We start from the raw sequence: 17,635 nt of genomic DNA, 5'->3' as shown, positions 1-17,635 counted from the left end.
TGCCCTAACCGGTTTGGATACTTTGCTCCATCCTGCCAAGCATTTTGGAAAAGGCTTTAATCATCCAATTTTCATCCCGTTCTGATTGCTTAGTCCCGGCCTTATTCCCGGCCGCATTTTTATTTGCCGCCGGCGCCGCACCTTTTAGCCCCGGTTGGTTAACGGCCTGCACCACAACAACCTGATCATTGTCCGGCCTGACCATGCCAAGCTTCTTAATGGCCACCGTTTCAACATAGGCCAAACTGGAAATCTCGTTAACATCGGCAAACAGGCCGTTGCTTTCAGTGCGCAACAGGGATAATTCCTTCTCCGCAGCGTTAATTTTATAACCAGTAGCCACTACCTGGGCATAATAACTGGCTATAACCGCACAAGAGCAGAAAATGATTGCCACCAGGCCCGTATATATAATCCGGTCTTTTATGGCCAGCCGTGGTTGCATCCGGGTGCGCCTTTTCTTTTCAGGCTGTTCAGGTAAACCGTAATATTCCGCCTTTTCTCTGGCTACTATCAAAACTTATTCACCCTCCCGGTTTTTTAGAACAGAGCATATCTTTTCCGCCACCCGAAGCTTGGCACTTCTTGATCGCGGATTTTCAGCCAATTCTTGTTCCGTAGGAGTCACAGGCCGGTTGTTTACCAACCTTATTGCCGGCATTTGCCCACAGGTGCAAACGGGAAACCGGGGCGGGCATATGCACGGATTAGCAAGTTTTTTAAATGCGTCCTTGGTTATCCGGTCCTCTAGTGAGTGAAAGGTGATCACACACAATCTGCCGCCAGGTGCCAGCGCACCAACGGCATCCTTAAAAACCTGCGGCAATATTTCAAGTTCGTTATTTACGGCTATACGCAGAGCCTGAAACGTTCTTTTGGCCGGATGCGGCCCTTCGCGCCTGGCCGCTGCAGGAACGGCCTTTTTAATAATTTCCACCAACTCTGCAGTGGTTTCAATAGCCCGATTCTCCCTGGCCTTGATGATAAACGACGCAATTCTTGACGCCCAGCGTTCTTCTCCGAATCGTTTGATTATATCGGCCAATTCCCGTTCCGGAAGAGTATTAACAAGCTCCTTGGCCGTAATGCCGCTTTCAGAATCCATACGCATATCCAGCGGTGCTTCACGCATGTAACTAAAACCCCGGGCCGGGTTGTCCAGCTGGTAAGAGCTTACGCCCAAGTCAAATAAAATGCCATTGACTGCTTCCAACCCCAAATCTACCAGTACCCGGGCCAGGTCCATAAAATTTGACCGCACCAGAGTGTACCGCCCATGGAACGGGGCCAGCTTTTCAGAAGCGGCAGCCAGGGCTTCCGAATCCTGATCCAGCCCCACCAGTTTCACCCCGGGGTCGGTTCTTTCCAGCAAAGCACGGGAGTGGCCGCCACCTCCAACGGTGCAGTCTACATAAACCCCTTCGCGTCCAGGGTTCAAACCTGCCATAACTTCCTCCAGTAAAACCGGCAGGTGGTTAAAGGAGATCGCATTGTCAAAAAAACTTTCCGCCATAATACTCACCCTTAGTAGGTTTACTCAAGTATTTTAGAATTCAGTAGTCAGAATTCTAAAATACTACTGGACGATAAACCATTCTTTCTTCCTGACTCCTAAGTATTATATGCCGATATCGAAATCCACAATCTTTTCTGCGATTTCTTCCACAGATGAGGCGGACTCGGAACTGTACTGTTTCCAGCGTTCAACAGACCAGATTTCCACCCGGCTGGAAACGCCAAGCACCATGACATCCTTTTCCAGGCCGGCGTACTCCCTGAGATTGGATGGTATTAATATTCTGCCTTGTTTATCAAATTCACACTCTGAGGCACCGGCAAAGAAAAATCGCACGAAGGCCCGGGTATCGGCTCTGGTTGAGGGCAAGGACCGCATCTTCTGCTCTATGTTAGACCACTCATCGGGGGGGTAAACAAAAAGACAGCTGTCCAGGCCTTTAGTAATAATGAACCGATCCCCAAGACCTTCGCGGAGACGGGCAGGAATTATTAATCTTCCCTTGGTATCGATTGTATGTTGGTATTCACCCAAAAACATGCCGTGCACCCCACAGGGTGTAATATATTTACCACTTTACCCCACTTCACACCACTTATTTTATCTCTTTTTTATTCTTTCTGCAATAGACTAGAAGTCCTACACAAAAAAATAAACCAGAGCTGTAAGCTTCTGGTATATTTTTACCCTAAAAAATTCTCACGTTACTTGTATCTGGCGCTCCGGGAAACCACCGGATCACCTTGCTTACGGTATCTATTTTTCATCCTTCCGATGGTGTCGCGCTAGCGGAAGGTGGTCTATCTCGCTTTTGTACATTGCGAGAAGCGAAGCGACGTGGCAGTCTCTCAAATTGGCCAGCCGAAACTCCTTTTTCTTTGGTTGAATGTTGCCAGTCCGGTATATCCAACCTGAATCAGCATATCCCGGCCCAGATCAAACCTATAACCAACCTGGCCAGGGGCGTGGGCGTCGGACCCCAAAGTAACAGGTACGCCGTATTGGCAACAAGCAGCAAGGAAATCCGGAGCAGGATATATTTCGTTAACAGGAGCCCTCAATCCTGCGGTGTTGACCTCCAGGCAGACTCCCGCCTCCTTTAAAACCCGGGCGGTATCACTATAAAGCTGCTGTAGGTTTTCAGCCGGCCGGTAATTAAATTTTTTTACCAGATCGGGATGTGCCATAATATCGAACAATCCACTGCGGGCGGCAGCCTGAAGCTGTGTAAAATACCGGTGAAAAAGGTCATTAATATTGATGTGCCGGTACTGCTCCAAATAAGCAGGATTATCAAACCCCCAGCCATCAATATAATGCACCGATCCCAGCACATAGTCAAACGGATAAGCGTCTATTAACAGCCTAGCCTTATCTTCAAAGCCGGGGATATAATCCACCTCAAGACCCAGCCTGATAGTTATTTCAGAATAATCTTCCTGCAAGCGCAAAACCTGCGCAACATATTCGGGCAGTTGCTCCTCCCGCATAGCCAAACTTGGATCCCGTTGTTTTTCATCAATCCAGTACATTGGAATATGATCGGCAAAGCCTATTTCTTTAATACCCAGCTTTATCGCTTGTTCCACATATTTTATCATTTCCCCCGTGGCGTGGCCGCAGCGTGAGGTATGAATATGATAATCGGGCCAATAAGTCATTGCGCTAAAACCTTAACCTTTTCTGCAACTTCCTTTGTCAGCCGGTAGATCTTTTCCGCCAGCTCAGACTCCAGTAATCCGGTGCCGCAAGCCGGCGTGATGATACTTTGCCTTAAAATCATCTGCCGGTCCATACCACGGGAAGTCAGTTCAGCCCATAGTTTTTCAAGGCGTACCAGCAGTGATTCGGCGCTTTCCTTAAAAGCCAGTTCCAGAGTTGGCACAATGCCCCAGGCCATGATCCCGCCCCGCTCCAGGTAAATTTTCATTTCCCTGGCATAGGGAATCAGGGAATCACCAAACTGATAGGTATCCAGGTTGACGATATCAAGGTCGGATTCAAACAATACCGACCAGTCAATGGCATCGCAGGAATGCACCCCCGTAAGGCCGCCGGCAGCATGTATGGCTGAAAAAATAGCATTAAGGTCTCCCGTCACCATTTCCCTGGTTACAGTAATGTAACTGCTGCTTCCATATACCCTGATGCCGGGTTCGTCCACAAAAATAATTACCGGCAGCCCGGCTCCAGCTAGTTCCACCGCCTGCCAGCGGGCGTGCATAGCCAGCGTTTTAACCAGCAGGTCACGTAATTGCTCTTCATAATAGGCTAAACGTCCCCGCTCGTCTTTCAGCTGAAATCCTATGGTCAGCGGGCCAGCCAGATGCCCTTTAAGGTATTTGGCACCGCCTATCCCATTTTTATTTATTTGTTCCATAAATGCATAAAAGCCTGCAGCTGATTCGCGGGGGAAAGCAAACTGCCGCAGAGCCTCCGTGTCTCCTGTTTCAGCGGAAAGGTAAGTAGAATAAAAATCTGTTAATCTCTGCGGCCATTCCGGGTTGTCCACCGGGAAAATAACTTTATCGTCTCGTTTTTCCAATAAGCCCAAGCGTACCAGCGGGTCAAGAAATTGCCGGACAAACCCCTCGTCCGCACCGCGCCGCGGCAATTGAGGCCAGTGAGGTATCTCCGGCAGGTTTTGGCCGATTAAAACAAGCGCGGGGTCCGGCTGCGTAAAAGGCATACTGCCTATACCTGTAGCCATCCCCCGGGGCAAAAATTTCATAAGATCTCCTCCCAACAAGCTAATTATACCTTTGCGAAAAATGGGTGTAAAGCGGAAAGGGCTGCGGTGTTTCTACTCCATGCATAAATAACTAATATCACCGGTGAGTTGCACTTTTTTAAATATCAGGTTATATTCTGAAGGTAGGTCCAAAAGATTACAAGATTGGTTTTATACCGGCATCCTCTCTGATGATAAACTGGCAAGGATTAGTCGTTTATGCTTGCCAGCAGCAGTAAAACTCTAAATTTGGTGGTATGTTGTATGGATTATAAAGATTCCGCCATAGAATTAGTTGACCTTTATGGTTATTGGGCTCTTTTTATCACCATGCTTGTTGATACAATAGGAATACCAATGCCATCAAAGACTATGCTTGTTCTCTCCGGCTACTTTGTAACTTTGGGAATATTTGATTTGCAGCAAATCTTTATTGTAGCCCTGGCGGGTACATTGGGCGGGTTTGCCATTGGATATACTATTGGTAATAAACTAGGCGTGCCTTTTATTCATAAATACGGCAAGTATATTTTTTTAACACCCGAAAAGATATCCCGATTGGAAAAATGGTTTATGAGCTTTGGTAATTATGCCATAATCATCGGTTATTTTTTACCAATAGCCCGCAGTGTAATGCCATATTTATTAGGGGTTTGTAAAATGCCATTTATTAAAGTAATAATCTTCGCAGCCATCGGGGCAACCTCTTGGATTATATCCCTGATCTTATTTGGTTATATTGTTAGTAAAAACAGGGAAATAATTTGGACATTTTTAGTGCAGTACTACCCCTACTTGATCGCCGGTGGTTTAGCATTAACCCTTGCTCCGATCTACATTAAAAAGCGCGGGCGAAAACCGAAAAATGAGCAATTAGACAGTGAATAACGGTGTGGCTTATTCATTTTTTTCAACCTGCGTTGTTTGGCAGTATTCTTTTCAGCGAATTGCCAGCCGGAGTGCCGCCAAATAAGTGGTCGGATTATCCAGGAGTTAATCCCCGAGGGATACAGATGGCCGCCGCTTATTTAAGATAAGGATAGCTCTCAATTTTACGTTTAATTTCAGTCACCTTTTTCCTTGTTTCATATTCCCCCTGTTTGATGCAATAACCAATTCTCTCAAATTCCCACGGCCCCATTTTAATTACCGGACGAATAACTACATCGGCGTAACGTTCAATTTTCAAATTTATACTTTCAGACATCAAAATTTCATAACTTTGGGCTATAATGTCAAAGATATTTTCCACACGGTGGTTGCTGCTGCCATCATAGCCCACATCAACGGCTATGACAATATCCGCTCCCATGCTGCGCAGCACGGAGGCCGGCACGTTGTCCCGCAAGCCCCCGTCCACCAGCAAATGTTCACCCATGCGGACAGGCTCAAATAAGCCCGGTACAGATGAACTGGCTCTGACCGCCAACGAAATTTTTTGATCGCCGATGAATTTATTTTCCGGTGGCAGAATAGTACGTATGGCCAAATTACCGTCTAAAAAAACTACCAGGGCAGCATTTCTTATGTCTACGGTAACAATAGCCAAAGGGATTTTAGTTTCGGTAAATAAACGGGTTTTACCAAGCCACTTGTTTAATAAGGCATCAATTTTTTTACCCTTCATGAGCCCCAGCGGCTTTCTTAAAGGGTACGGCATCCGCAGCAGACCGGCAGTAGTGTCTCCTGCAATTAAAAAAAGATTGCCCAGCAAAGGAGCATAATCAAATATGTCCCGAAACTTCAAATTTTCCACTATTTCCTGCATCTGATGCGGGTTGTAACCCGAAGCATATAATGCAGCCACAATACTGCCCGCGCTGGTTCCGGCCACCATATCAACGGCAATTCCCGCGTCGCGCAGTGCGCGAAGCACCCCTATATGCGCCATCCCCCGCATAACCCCGCCGCCCAGCGCCAGTCCAACCAGCGGTTTAGAGGGCATAAAAAATCACCGCCCTGTTTAAGGTTTAATACATAATATGAAACAGCTGCGGTGATTGTGTAATCAATTATTATCTTTTAAACGTTCAAGCTCATCTTCAAACTCTTCCAACTGGTTAACCATTTCCGGCTTGATAGAATGAGCTGGAAATCTTTTTTTTAAGTCAGTAATTTGTTCCTCAAGCTCTTGTATTCGCTTTTCACGCTCGTTCATTATTGTTGTCATTCCTTCTTATTTTTGGGCATGCATTCGCTGCACCGCCCGAATATTTTCAGTTCATGGTCACTAATGGTAAAATTATATGTCCTGTTGACTCTTTCTTCCAGGTCCTCCAACAGATCTTCATTCATCTCGATTATTTTACCGCATTGCACACAAATTAAGTGGTGATGCCTGTGCCCATCACCGTTATCCACCCCAAATTCATAACGTTTTCTACCGTCTCCAAAATCCATGCTATGGATAATATCAAAACTGGAAAACAACTCCAGAGTACGATATACCGTTGCCAGGCCAACATCAGGCGCTTTAATTTTAACCAGGTTATATACTTCTTCGGCACTGAGGTGTTTATCTTTGTTTTCTAATAACACCCTCAGGACATACTCCCGCTTGGGAGTCATTTTATATTCGTTAGAGCGCAGCTTTTCCTCTACTTCACCAATTACTCCGCGCATTTAACACACCACCAAAAATTTCTTTTAAATAACGAGGATACACTTCCGCTCCGTGATCATTGCTCCAATGCCGGAGATATACTTTCAATGAACTTCGTAGCCAGAAGAATTCCCTAATAGTAGTATATCCAAATATACTGGCGCCTGTCAATATGAACGTATGTCAAAAACTTTTAGATAAAAGAATCCCCGTCAATTGACGGGGAGAAAATTGGATGGACTCTTTTCATATATTATACTACTCAAATATTTCGCTTGCAATAAAAAAAGCGCGTTCAATCAGTTCCTTTAATACGCGCTTTTTTGTACTTTAATCCTATGTTCCGGCCATATACATAGCCGGATATAAATTCTAGCGAAGTGTGAAAAAGCGAAAATTAATCGGTTAAGTTTACACTCAAAGCTTGATCTTTTTACCTCGTATAAAACAGCCTCACCCGGGCAAAAGATTATATAAGCAATAAAGCCCGCGACAGCAATACATAGCTGAGCATAAAATAACCATGCTTTTTAGTCGAAATCGAGGTGGCTTCCATTGTATAACAACAGCAAATACGACATGATCAACCCTGCCCTCAGAGAGGCCCTTGACCTCTTGGAAGAAGCGCAAAACCATTTCAATAACGCCAATTATGACACTCTTGACGCGGCAATTTATGACCTTACAGCAGCGGAATTTCATTTGCGGGCAACCCTTAGAAGAGCCAGGGAAGGAATTCCCGTGTTAAGTAACGGCGAATCGGATGAGCAAGCCTTTAGAACAATAGCATATCCGATGCCCCAGCTAAAACAGCTGCGCAATAATCACAACGCTAAAGTAGACGCCCACGCCGTTGACGCGTCACCAACAGAAGAATAGCAATAACTGTTTAAAAGCAACCAAGTCGCATGTTATCTACCGGCGACTGACCGCCGACGACTATTTCAGGCGGCATCCTTCTTTTTAAATACGTCAAGCAATTTAACAAATCCTTCTAAAATTTGAACAGAAGACTTGATTAGTAAATCAGTATTTTCAAGATTTTTTTCTTCGGCCAGCAACCTGCCGGCCTCGTGCACCAAACGATGAGGTTCGTCAATAGCTTTAAATTCATTAATATGATTAAATTTATTACGATTGGCATCGTACCATTTACCAAAAGCACAATCATGATGAGTTATTGTAGTTCCGCCTTTGCCCGCATTATTGATGACATTTTTTAAAAACACCGCGTGATCAAAAAGGCGGGCCGCCAGAGTGCTGATAATGGAATCAGATTCAGTGAACTTTAAATATGGCTCGACTATGGCAATTAAATGGTTGGCATCGTTGACAATAACATCACCAAAGTCAACCGAAGCTGTGAGTTCCTGTGCAAGTTTGGCCAGGCTTTCCGTAGCCGTGGCCTGTTGCGTCATAGCCTGAGCAATTGTTTCCGAAGCTTCGGCTGTTTCTTCAATTTGATTTACGCTCTGGCGCGTCCGGTCAGAGACCTCCCTGACCTCATTCATATAGTTGTCAAAGGTTTTTTGAACCCCTGTCACCGCATCCCCCACCATCATGGCATCACCGTTAATCTGGTCTGATATGGTTTTCACCTCTGAAACAGCGGTTTTCGTCTGCCCTGCCAGCTTTCGGACTTCATCGGCCACCACCGAGAACCCCCGGCCGTGCTCTCCCGCGCGGGCTGCTTCAATAGCCGCATTTAATGATAATAAATTAGTCTGGTCGGCTATTTCAGAAACATTCTGGGAAATATTATCTATCTTTTTAATCCTGTTAACCAGATTGCCCGTGTCTCCAACCATTTTATCAAGTGTTGCTCCGACCTGATTTGACAATTGGTCAAGGCTGTCTATTTTATTAATGTTTTCCACGGACCCGGCCCTCACCTGCTGCATACCGGCACTGATTTGCTGGGCTGACGCAGATACTTCCTCGGTAGTGGCAGCCATTTCCTGGCTGGTAGCCGCTAAATCCGAAGCTTTTTGCACAACTTCCTGTATTTTTAACGACGCCCTGAAGGCCATAAGTTCCGTGTGGACAAGAGAAAAGCCTGATAACGCGGAAATAAAATTAATCATGTCGTTTTGATTCTGGCACGTGACTGTACCTGTGTTGTTTTTAAAAAAATTCATAAAAAACATCAATTTTCCCTCCTTTGATATTCCTGTTGTTATATTAAAGGATACAGTCAATTAATTAATAAATTATGTCCATAAAATTAAATAATTGTTAAACTGCCCCGAAAAATTTTCAATGAAAAGATTTAATCTTTCCTGCATACCAGGGGGCAGCCACCCATAAACAGTAATAAATACCCGGCGCCGGGAGGGACAGCTTTGTTGGTAATTACAGGGACATTAGCCGGTCTTTACCTGCTGCTGCAAGGTATGCAAATAATGAGGTCCGGACTGGAGAACCTATCCAGAGAAAAAATGAAGCGGGCACTATCCACGTTAACGGCCACATCTGTAGCTGCTGCCATTACAGGCACACTTCTAACTATGCTGGCACAGAGCAGCACGGCCGTATCAGTGCTTACCATCGGCTTCATTAATGCCGGTCTGCTTAATCTGGCGCAAGCCGTGGGGATAATCCTCGGTGCCAATGTGGGAACCTGCATAACCGTACAGCTGATATCCTTCGACTTATTCAAACTGGCGTTACCCGCCGTGGCAGTGGGAGCGGTATTATGTGTGCTAGGAGGACATCGCCCTACCGGTCAATTAGGTCGTTCCCTTTTCGGGTTCGGATTGGTTTTTGGCAGCTTATGGCTGATAGCCACAGCCCTTGCCCCGCTCCGGGAGGCCTCCTGGCTGAATGAAATCCTTTCAACCCTGCATGGCAGCCCCTTGCGGGCGGTGCTGGCAGGAACGCTGGTGACTGCCTTATTGCACAGCAGCGCTGCGGCCACCGGCATAGTTATGCTTCTATCAGAACAACAGCTCGTTTCTCTGCCGATAGCGCTAGCTCTGGTTTTGGGCAACAATATCGGCACCTGTATTACCGCCATACTGGCAAGCTTTGGAGGGTCCAGGGTTGGGAAACAGGTGGCTGCAGCTCACGTGCTGCTGAATGTTCTGGGAGTAATCCTATTCCTGCCATTTATACAGCCGCTTGCAATACTGGTCGGCCATAGCGCGGATAACCTGCCGCGCCAGGTGGCCAACGCGCACACATTATTCAACATTATCAGCAGCCTGGTCGTACTGCCGCTGGCCCGGCCCTTTACCAGACTGGTAAAGCTAATCGTCCCGGACCGGTGACCGGTAAATAAAAAAGCAGCCTCTTTGCTCTAACTGGAAAGAGGCTGCTTTTTTACCTGCGATCTCTATTTTTCAAGTAAACAACATTGCTCCGGGAACGTTGCCTGGGGCGCCGTCGCATCGCAATCGTTAACAATTTCAGCACAAACGCAGCCAAGGTTATGGCTGCAGCCCAAAACCACCAGTAACTTGTAATCTTACGGGACACAGGGTAAATATTGACCAACTGGACCCTTCCCAATTCCTCTCCGTCAGACTCCAGCACCAATTCCGCTAATTTTTGTCCGGCCTCCAACGGAGCACGGATATTTTCTTCCAATACAGCCTTGCGGGTTACCTCGGGGGACTCCTCAACAGGGAAATTGTAATAAAAACTACTTGTGGTTTCAAGTACGGCTCTTCTTGAGCCATGCAGCACAGCGGCGTCAGTAATTATCTGTTTGGGCTTGATCAACTGCACCGGAGTAAAATTATTAAAACCATAATCAAGTAACATTGCGGGATCAGACCACAAGTTGGCACCCTGGGTCTTTAGCACCACCGCTATCAGCTCCCTGTCGTCCTTATCAGCAGAGGCGACGATGCATTGGCCAGCGTCTACGGTATAACCTGTTTTAATGCCGTTTGCCCCTTTATAACCATAATAGCTGCTCGAGATAAGTTTATTATGGTTATAAAAATCCTCCTGTACCGGACCGTAAATACGCTCCAGCTTCTCAATGTTTTGCTTTAGCTCGGGAGACATATTTTTTTTACGATCCACTTTGTAATTTGTTGTTCCGACGATCCTCCTGAAAGCAGGATTTTTCATCGCCTCGCGGCTGATTAAAGCCAAATCCCGCGCTGTGGTATAGTGGTTTTCGTCAGGCATGCCGTTCGGATTGATAAAGTTTGTTCCCGTTGCTCCCGCTTGTTTAGCCCGGGCATTCATTAAGTCGGCAAAATGCTCTACTGAGCCTCCCACATGCTCGGCAATGGCAATAGCCGCATCGTTAGCCGAGCTTAGCATGAGAATGTACAGCAGGTCTTCCATTTTGACCTTTTCCCCGGGTTGCAGGCCTACTCTCGTTCCGCCAATCTTAGCCGCCCGCTCGCTTATCTCCACCATATCATCAGGCTTGGCCCGTTCAAGGGCCAGCAAAGCTGTAAGTATTTTGGTGGTACTGGCAGGGAACATTCTCTGATCCGCATTTTTATCATAAAGTACCTGGCCGTTATCCGCATCAATTAGAATCGCGGCCTCACCCACCGGCTCGGGAATATTATCCGGAGCCGCCACAGCGGCCGGAGGTCTCCCAACAACCGCCATCAGATAAAGCATCAGCAATAAAATTATTCTCTTCAGCAACTGTTTTCTCCCGCCCTTAAATACCTCAAACAACGGTAATTTTATCACATTTCTTGATATCAACCAATCCCTCGTCGCCAGCGAGCCGCTATTACTGCCAGCATTAGCAACATCGAAACGAACAGCGCGGTCAGCGGCAGCGTCATGGCCGGGTTTACTCCCTGCGCATAGTAAATGACGTGGGCCAACAACCCACCCATGGTAAAGGCCAGCGTCAGTACCGTTAACCAAATGGCAATTCCTTCCCGCCAGCCCCTCTCCTTGAAAATAACGAGCGTAGTTGCGATACAGGGAACGAATAGGGTTAGGGTTACCAGTGCGATAAATTTTTGCAATGGCTCCATTGGTATGGCCATGATGCCCGCTGTACCAAAATCTCTGCGGATAAAACCCATAATAAAGGCACCGGCTGTTTCACCCGGCAAGTAGAGCCAGCCGGTGGTTAATGGCTGCATCATTCGTTCAATTGCCTCCATCAGCCCGGTTACCTTAAGCAAACTTAACAACAACGCACCTCCCAGGAAAATAGGAAACGCTTCCTTCAGAAAGCCAAATGTCCTGATCCAGGTTTTTTTCAGTATATTATTTAGCCTCGGCAATCTCATTGTAGGCAAGTCCAACCAGAGCGGCTGAGTATATCCAGGCAGCAGGCGGTCCATTAAAGTACCCACCCCGGCCATAACGCTTAAGATGAAGAACCCGTATAAAAACATGTACCCCGGGCCCAGCGAGCCTAAAATCGCCGCCACAAAAGCAAGCTGCGCCGAGCAGGGGATGGAAAGAGCCAGTAAAAAAATAGCTATGCGGCGCTCCCGGTCCGAGGCCAGCATACGGGTAGTTATGGCCGCCATTGTGACGCAGCCAAAACCTAGCACCAGAGGAATTACAGCCTGCCCGTTAAGCCCGATATAACTCATTATCCGGTCCATCAATGTGGCAATCCTGGGCAGGTATCCCGAATCCTCCAGAATGGAAAGCACCAAAAAGAACCCGCCCACCAGAGGCAGCAGCAACCCAAATAGATAAGTTATGGCCATAGTTAAAAGGCCGAATTGCCCGGATAAAATAACTCCCAGGGGTGAATCCAAATCCAAAACATGGTTAAGCAGCGACCGGACCAGCGGTTCATAGTGTCCTTTCATAATAATAATTTCAGTAACTCCTACCACCGTTTGGGCGAAAAAAACCCCCACCAGTTCATAAATAGCCCACAAAGTTATAATTAATGCGGGAATACCCGTTAAAGGATTAATCAGCCAGTGACCAATAGTGGAAGCGATAGACGCGTCCATGCGCTTTTCTTTCAAAACAGCTGAGGAAATTTCCCCCGCACGGTGCTGCCTGGCTTGGTAAATTTTATCTCTGTCCTGCCCCGGCTCCAACCCGCGGTGGGAGGACACTTCGGAATCTCCCTCCAGAATAAAAACTGCCTCTCTGCGTGGTATGCCGGGGTAACCCGCCAATAACTGCCCAACCAAAATGTCAGCCTGACCCGGACGGGCTGCGGCCAGCTTTTCACTGAGCCGGTTAAAACCCTGGCCGGTTACCGCCACCGTTGCAACAACGGGAACACCTAAAAGTTGCTCCATCCGGGCTGTATCAACTTCCATACCACGCCCTTCAAGTTCGTCAACCATGTTAAGAGCTATAACCATGGGCACCCCGGCATCCAGCAGCTGACAGGTTAAAAACAGGTCACGTTCCAGATGTACAGCATCAACCACGTTAATTACCATGTCTGATGTTAATACTGCGTCCCGGACCAATAATTCTTCTTCGCTATGGCCGGACAGGCCGTACACACCAGGTGTATCCACCAGGAAATCGGAACCAAGCTTACCACAGTAAAATTCCATGGTAGTACCCGGGAAATTAGATACATCAACATATTGACCGGTCAATCGGTGAAAATAAACCGACTTGCCTACGTTGGGGTTGCCCACCAGCACAATTCTTTTTTGTCCCTCTGGTGCAATTAAATTTTCCATATTTAGCCTCGACAATTGATCTATATTGAAATAAAAAAGCCCGGTCCAAGTCCGGGGCAGTCATACAAGTTAAAAGCGATGCTTGGCAAGCCGGTGTTTATCGGCAAGTTTCGCTTTTCAGGGCAGGCTTGGCCAGCCTGGTCGCGTCCGCCCGGGCCAGAACTTCAACATTGATATGCCGGGCAAAGGCTCTGCCGATAGCCAGTTCCTGTCTGTTTTTACTTACAACCACCGGCCCGGCCGGAACCACTTCGGAACAAGTCAGTACAGTTCCTGCATCAATACCCATGCGAAGGGCCCGCTCTTTGGTGCGGGAATCACCTATAGATATTACTTTGATTTGTTCGCCACGTCTAACTTTATCCAAAGTCATTAAGAGCACCTACAGTCGTCAATTGATAAAGATAACCGTTCTCACCATATTATATTTTTGTTTCTTGTTCAGGTCAACAATTATTATTTCACGCTATAAAAAAAATAAGTTTGGACAAAAATAATTTAAAGGAGGGATGAAATATGCCAAACATTGATACCAAAGGTATGGAAGCAGCAAATTTGTCGCAGGAACAATTAAACCACCTGATTAATACGGAAAAAGAAATAAATGCCAGCGGAGCAAACCAGGAAATATACCTTTTGGCGGTCCAACGCCACCCCGGTAAATAGCGACCGGTAATTCCGGGGCCGTAGCAAACGGCCCCTTTTACAGGATTTTTACTAATTGGTTAACAATTCAGGCCGAGTGTTTTCTTACCAGGCATATTTATTCTCCGTTATAATCAAGCCTGCCCAGGGGATAACCACAGCCTTAAAATCACTTCCATGCTTCTTTGTGACCAACTGCAGGGCTTCTTCGGGGCTTTGGGCTGATTCCATGAAGAACTGCCGCACACTTTGTGCGAGCATATCTGATACCAGAACAACATTAACTTTTCCCACCAGTTCAGCCAGCAAATGAGCTTTATGCCCCCCTAAAACGAATTGTTTTTGCAGCCGGCTTGTAAGTTCAAAAGGGCTGGCAGCTTCGTGCACCCATTGCTCCAGTACAGCATTGCCGGCGCCTTCATTACAACGGGCAAACATCACCAGTGTACCACCCTCCTTGATGAATTTGGCGACGCTGCGCATAGGCTTAATCGTCTGGTACAGATTGATGTCACGGGGGTATCCCCCGGCGCTTGTAAAAGCTATATCGGCAGTGATTATATTTCTAACCTTAGTTGAATCACGGCATAATTTTGTGCCGGCCAGCCAGGCTTTTTCCGGGTCACCGGCCACCGCATGGACAGGCAGGTTTTGTGTATCCGCAACCACATTAAGAATAAAATCAGGTTTTACCACCTGCATAGCTTCCATCATTAGCCGGTGCACCGGGTTGCCGTCCAGTTTACCGGTGCCGATACCACCCCTGGTTAGCAAAGAGTGATTGGCTGTTATAGCTTCTATGCCGGCAATACCCGGCAGTATCGACTTGCGACCGCCTGAAAACCCTGCCAGTTCGTGGGGAGCAATCATACCTGTTAAGATTACCAGTTCGGCCTCTGCCACCAAAGGGTTGATATGAAGGTGAACACCATTGGACAGGACACCCATATCGATCAGGTCCGTGCTGCGGCAATTGTGATTGACAATTGCACACCGGCTGGCAGCAGTGCCCAGCGAAATCTGGCTTTCAGCTGCTGTATTGCCCCTGTGCGCGCCGGTCGCCACCACCAACGTAATGGCATCGTTACTAATACCGGCATGATTTAATTCCCGCAGCAGAATTGGCAGCATATAGTCATGCGGCGTTGGCCTGGTATGATCATTAACTATAACCGCCACCCGCCCGGGTCGCTTGACTTTAATCAACTGGTCCAGAGCCGGTGAGGCAATGGGGTTATGCAGGGCAGCCTCTACCAGGGCTCCCGGGTCTGCAGCCCGGGGGAATTTAGGATTAATTACTGCAGCCACGTTTTGTTCCGGCAGTCCCAAAGACTTGTATCCCTGGCCATAAGCCATTTTATATTCCATTAAGCAAGTCCTCTTCAGTAGTGATTTTAATGTTAATTCCAATGGTCTTAATATGGTGCCACCGAGAGCAACACATATTGGGTCTGGAAGTAGTATTACCGGACAGGCAGGTTATCATTACCAAGTTCCGGACTGCAGGGCGGTAAAAAACGCGCGCTTAATCAGTTCCTTTAGCGCGCGTTTTAATATTCATACCTATAACTGGCTAAGTCTACAATAGAAACTGATATCGCTGGCAACCCATTTCGTTATTTTTCTACAATAAATTTGGCAGCAGCCTGTTCCAGAGCAGCGGCAATACCCGCCAGGTCCAGGGCTGCGCCCGATACCTGCTGAATGGTGGAAGAAATTTGTTGAATAGCTGCCGAAAGCTGCTGGGCTCCTTCATTGATTTGATCTGCACCTATAGCCAGGTCGCTGATCGTTTCAGCATTTTTATCAATGGCAGCGGTAATTTTGTTCAGAGCCATACCGGCGCTGTTAGCCATTTCCACACCTTCATTGACTTCAACCAGCCCTTTATCCATCATCATAGTAGCCTCTCCGACACCGGTTTGAATTTGTTTAACCAAACCGGTAATCTCATTAGCCGCCCGGCCTGATTGTTCGGCCAGTTGGCGCACTTCATCGGCAACCACGGCAAAGCCCCTGCCGTGTTCGCCGGCCCTGGCAGCCTCAATGGCGGCATTTAAAGCCAGTAGATTGGTTTGATCGGCAATTCCGGTGATAGTACTGATAATTTCCCCAATCTTATCGGACTGTTTGCCCAGGTTGTGTACCGCCCCGGCAATCAACTTACTGTTTTCAGCAATAGAGTTGATTTTTTTCAAAGCCTGCTGGATGGCCAAATCCCCGTCCCCGGCAATTTCACGCATGTGGATTGATTCTTCCTGCGCAGCCCTGCTGTTCTCTGCACTATGGTTAATTGTAGCCGCCACCTCATTGGTGGTGCCGGCCAGTTCTTCCACAGTAGCGCTTACCTCTTCTCCCGACGCGGCCATTTCCTGGCTGTGGGACGAAAGTTTAATCGAGGTGCCCTGCAGGTTAGCCACAATCACCCTCAACTGGGACACCATCTGGTTAAAGGCGCTGCCCAGCTCGCCTATTTCATCCTTGGAGCGGACGTCTACACTGCGGGTTAAATTGCCTTTGGCAACTTCTTGAACATTGGCCAAAAGTGTTTTAATCGGCCGGACAATACTCCGGGCAAAAAGCAGCGTAAGCCCAAGACCAATTAAAGCCACAGCCAAACCAAGGGTAACCATAAATTTGCGCATAATATATACGGGAGTCAGAAAATCAGTTACCGGTGATGTCAGCCCAATGGACCAGCCCTGGCCCCGGTATTCCCCCCAGCCGTCCAGGGGAACGTAGGCAACATACTTATCCACATCCTCATATTGGTAACGTGAAAATCCACTTTCTCCCCTGATCATTTTTTCTCCCGCCGCTTTAAGTTCGGAAATTCCCATTTCCAGGATATTTTGATTCAGCACCATTTCCCGGTTGGGGTGGGCCATAATTACACCGGACTTATCAACTATAAACGCATACCCTACTTTGCCATGCTTTTCCTGCATTTGTTGAAATTCATCCACCATGGTCCAGATAGTGCTCTCAAGGATCAACCGGCTGGTCAAAGTTCCGATAATATTACCACTCCCATCCTTAACGGGACAGGCAAAATTTAAAACAGGCTTATTCAGATCTCTGGACATGCGCACATCAGAAATATACAGATTACCCTTTACGGCAGCTTGAAACCACTCAAGGTCGTTCTTCATCACCCCGACCGTGCCTTCACTGTCCGCAACCTGCATGCCGGAAGCGTCGGTCATTGAGATGGAAGCGTAGCAGCCATAATCCTCCTTGTAGTTTTTTAAAACCGCCGACTTTTCCGCGCCAGTGGTATTCATGTTTATTAACACGGGATGTTTGGCCATTATTGCTATATCTTTACTGCGCTCAAAAATATATTTATCCACCATATCTGAGTAAATTGCCGCGTCGGTAATAAGCCGCTCCCTGGTATAATCAACCAGCATGGTGCGGGTTTTGTTATATGCCAAATAACTAATTGACAGGACAGATATCGCAATTAACACCGTGATTATGACAGCCAGCCTGGTTTGGATGCTTTTTTGCATAAAAAACGGGCAAATACATGC

The 17,635-nt window shown here is 47.2% G+C and carries 18 protein-coding genes; 4 read left to right on the top strand and 14 right to left on the bottom strand.

The features are described from left to right. Positions 1–4 precede the first annotated feature (4 nt). The 5 genes from BM056_RS06060 to BM056_RS06040 all read right to left on the bottom strand — a co-directional run bounded on the left by BM056_RS06060 (position 5) and on the right by BM056_RS06040 (position 4,247). Positions 5–517 (bottom strand): cell division protein FtsL, encoded by a 513-nt coding sequence (locus BM056_RS06060; protein WP_092469727.1) that lies wholly within the window; start codon positions 515–517, stop codon positions 5–7. Positions 518–520: 3 nt separating this feature from the next. After that, positions 521–1,486, bottom strand: coding sequence for a 16S rRNA (cytosine(1402)-N(4))-methyltransferase RsmH (gene rsmH, locus BM056_RS06055; protein WP_092469956.1), 966 nt, complete (start codon positions 1,484–1,486; stop codon positions 521–523). A gap of 132 nt (positions 1,487–1,618) precedes the next feature. Then, positions 1,619–2,056, bottom strand: coding sequence for a division/cell wall cluster transcriptional repressor MraZ (gene mraZ, locus BM056_RS06050; protein ID WP_092469725.1), 438 nt, complete (start codon positions 2,054–2,056; stop codon positions 1,619–1,621). Between the two features lie 308 nt (positions 2,057–2,364). Then, complete coding sequence (gene hisJ, locus BM056_RS06045) at positions 2,365–3,177, bottom strand: histidinol-phosphatase HisJ (RefSeq protein ID WP_092469723.1); 813 nt, start codon at positions 3,175–3,177, stop codon at positions 2,365–2,367. Beyond that, on the bottom strand, positions 3,174–4,247 hold the full coding sequence (locus tag BM056_RS06040) for a uroporphyrinogen decarboxylase/cobalamine-independent methonine synthase family protein (protein ID WP_092469721.1): 1,074 nt from the start codon (positions 4,245–4,247) through the stop codon (positions 3,174–3,176). Before BM056_RS06040 ends, hisJ begins: the two co-directional genes overlap by 4 nt. Positions 4,248–4,511: 264 nt before the next feature. Between BM056_RS06040 and BM056_RS06035 the strand changes: the two genes are divergently transcribed. Further along, positions 4,512–5,135: a DedA family protein gene (locus tag BM056_RS06035; RefSeq protein WP_165613401.1), complete on the top strand. Its 624-nt coding sequence runs from the start codon at positions 4,512–4,514 to the stop codon at positions 5,133–5,135. Positions 5,136–5,271: 136 nt separating this feature from the next. Here the strand turns inward: BM056_RS06035 and BM056_RS06030 are convergent, their stop codons facing one another. The 3 genes from BM056_RS06030 to BM056_RS06025 all read right to left on the bottom strand — a co-directional run bounded on the left by BM056_RS06030 (position 5,272) and on the right by BM056_RS06025 (position 6,869). Next, positions 5,272–6,192, bottom strand: a complete 921-nt coding sequence (locus BM056_RS06030) for a patatin-like phospholipase family protein (RefSeq protein WP_092469717.1) — start codon at positions 6,190–6,192, stop codon at positions 5,272–5,274. Between the two features lie 63 nt (positions 6,193–6,255). Next, complete coding sequence (locus tag BM056_RS25570; protein ID WP_114319274.1) at positions 6,256–6,405, bottom strand: histidine kinase; 150 nt, start codon at positions 6,403–6,405, stop codon at positions 6,256–6,258. 8 nt (positions 6,406–6,413) lie between these two features. Further along, positions 6,414–6,869: a Fur family transcriptional regulator gene (locus tag BM056_RS06025; RefSeq protein WP_092469715.1), complete on the bottom strand. Its 456-nt coding sequence runs from the start codon at positions 6,867–6,869 to the stop codon at positions 6,414–6,416. Positions 6,870–7,404: 535 nt separating this feature from the next. Between BM056_RS06025 and BM056_RS06020 the strand changes: the two genes are divergently transcribed. Beyond that, entirely contained in the window at positions 7,405–7,728 is a 324-nt protein-coding gene (locus BM056_RS06020; RefSeq protein ID WP_092469713.1) for a hypothetical protein, read from the top strand. Between the two features lie 65 nt (positions 7,729–7,793). Here BM056_RS06020 and BM056_RS06015 read toward each other — a convergent pair whose 3' ends face one another. Further along, positions 7,794–8,996, bottom strand: a complete 1,203-nt coding sequence (locus tag BM056_RS06015) for a methyl-accepting chemotaxis protein (RefSeq protein ID WP_092469711.1) — start codon at positions 8,994–8,996, stop codon at positions 7,794–7,796. A gap of 195 nt (positions 8,997–9,191) precedes the next feature. Between BM056_RS06015 and BM056_RS06010 the strand changes: the two genes are divergently transcribed. Next, on the top strand, positions 9,192–10,118 hold the full coding sequence (locus BM056_RS06010) for a Na/Pi cotransporter family protein (RefSeq protein WP_092469709.1): 927 nt from the start codon (positions 9,192–9,194) through the stop codon (positions 10,116–10,118). Positions 10,119–10,170: 52 nt separating this feature from the next. Here BM056_RS06010 and BM056_RS06005 read toward each other — a convergent pair whose 3' ends face one another. The 3 genes from BM056_RS06005 to BM056_RS05995 all read right to left on the bottom strand — a co-directional run bounded on the left by BM056_RS06005 (position 10,171) and on the right by BM056_RS05995 (position 13,827). Continuing rightward, positions 10,171–11,466 (bottom strand): D-alanyl-D-alanine carboxypeptidase family protein, encoded by a 1,296-nt coding sequence (locus BM056_RS06005; RefSeq protein ID WP_131820729.1) that lies wholly within the window; start codon positions 11,464–11,466, stop codon positions 10,171–10,173. 59 nt (positions 11,467–11,525) lie between these two features. Next, positions 11,526–13,454, bottom strand: coding sequence for a ferrous iron transport protein B (feoB, locus tag BM056_RS06000; RefSeq protein WP_092469705.1), 1,929 nt, complete (start codon positions 13,452–13,454; stop codon positions 11,526–11,528). Positions 13,455–13,551: 97 nt separating this feature from the next. Further along, positions 13,552–13,827 carry a FeoA family protein gene (locus BM056_RS05995; protein WP_092469703.1) on the bottom strand — a complete coding sequence of 92 codons (276 nt, stop codon included), beginning with the start codon at positions 13,825–13,827 and terminating at the stop codon, positions 13,552–13,554. 143 nt (positions 13,828–13,970) lie between these two features. Between BM056_RS05995 and BM056_RS26105 the strand changes: the two genes are divergently transcribed. Beyond that, positions 13,971–14,120 carry a hypothetical protein gene (locus tag BM056_RS26105; RefSeq protein ID WP_165613400.1) on the top strand — a complete coding sequence of 50 codons (150 nt, stop codon included), beginning with the start codon at positions 13,971–13,973 and terminating at the stop codon, positions 14,118–14,120. A gap of 84 nt (positions 14,121–14,204) precedes the next feature. On the opposite strand, the gene BM056_RS05990 is transcribed toward BM056_RS26105, so the two are convergent. Continuing rightward, complete coding sequence (locus BM056_RS05990) at positions 14,205–15,467, bottom strand: nickel-dependent lactate racemase family protein (RefSeq protein WP_092469701.1); 1,263 nt, start codon at positions 15,465–15,467, stop codon at positions 14,205–14,207. 248 nt (positions 15,468–15,715) lie between these two features. Then, positions 15,716–17,614 carry a methyl-accepting chemotaxis protein gene (locus tag BM056_RS05985; protein WP_092469699.1) on the bottom strand — a complete coding sequence of 633 codons (1,899 nt, stop codon included), beginning with the start codon at positions 17,612–17,614 and terminating at the stop codon, positions 15,716–15,718. Between the last annotated feature and the right edge of the window lie 21 nt (positions 17,615–17,635).

Origin of the sequence: Desulfotruncus arcticus DSM 17038 (genome assembly GCF_900113335.1) — a bacterium.
Taxonomy (GTDB): Bacteria; Bacillota; Desulfotomaculia; order Desulfotomaculales; family Desulfallaceae; genus Desulfotruncus; species Desulfotruncus arcticus.
The sequence above is the reverse complement of the archived record's forward strand: the minus strand, read 5'-3'. Positions and strand labels throughout refer to the sequence as shown.

Bases quoted from the DNA above. Each gene is read 5' to 3' on its own strand.
- BM056_RS05995 (WP_092469703.1), bottom strand. From the start codon at position 13,827: ATGACTTTGGATAAAGTTAGACGTGGCGAACAAATCAAAGTAATATCT.
- BM056_RS05990 (WP_092469701.1), bottom strand. From the start codon at position 15,467: ATGGAATATAAAATGGCTTATGGCCAGGGATACAAGTCTTTGGGACTG.
- BM056_RS26105 (WP_165613400.1), top strand. From the start codon at position 13,971: ATGCCAAACATTGATACCAAAGGTATGGAAGCAGCAAATTTGTCGCAG.
- BM056_RS06040 (WP_092469721.1), bottom strand. From the start codon at position 4,247: ATGAAATTTTTGCCCCGGGGGATGGCTACAGGTATAGGCAGTATGCCT.
- BM056_RS06025 (WP_092469715.1), bottom strand. From the start codon at position 6,869: ATGCGCGGAGTAATTGGTGAAGTAGAGGAAAAGCTGCGCTCTAACGAA.
- feoB (WP_092469705.1), bottom strand. From the start codon at position 13,454: ATGGAAAATTTAATTGCACCAGAGGGACAAAAAAGAATTGTGCTGGTG.
- BM056_RS05985 (WP_092469699.1), bottom strand. From the start codon at position 17,614: ATGCAAAAAAGCATCCAAACCAGGCTGGCTGTCATAATCACGGTGTTA.
- hisJ (WP_092469723.1), bottom strand. From the start codon at position 3,177: ATGACTTATTGGCCCGATTATCATATTCATACCTCACGCTGCGGCCAC.
- BM056_RS06015 (WP_092469711.1), bottom strand. From the start codon at position 8,996: ATGTTTTTTATGAATTTTTTTAAAAACAACACAGGTACAGTCACGTGC.
- BM056_RS06030 (WP_092469717.1), bottom strand. From the start codon at position 6,192: ATGCCCTCTAAACCGCTGGTTGGACTGGCGCTGGGCGGCGGGGTTATG.
- BM056_RS06035 (WP_165613401.1), top strand. From the start codon at position 4,512: ATGGATTATAAAGATTCCGCCATAGAATTAGTTGACCTTTATGGTTAT.
- mraZ (WP_092469725.1), bottom strand. From the start codon at position 2,056: ATGTTTTTGGGTGAATACCAACATACAATCGATACCAAGGGAAGATTA.
- BM056_RS25570 (WP_114319274.1), bottom strand. From the start codon at position 6,405: ATGAACGAGCGTGAAAAGCGAATACAAGAGCTTGAGGAACAAATTACT.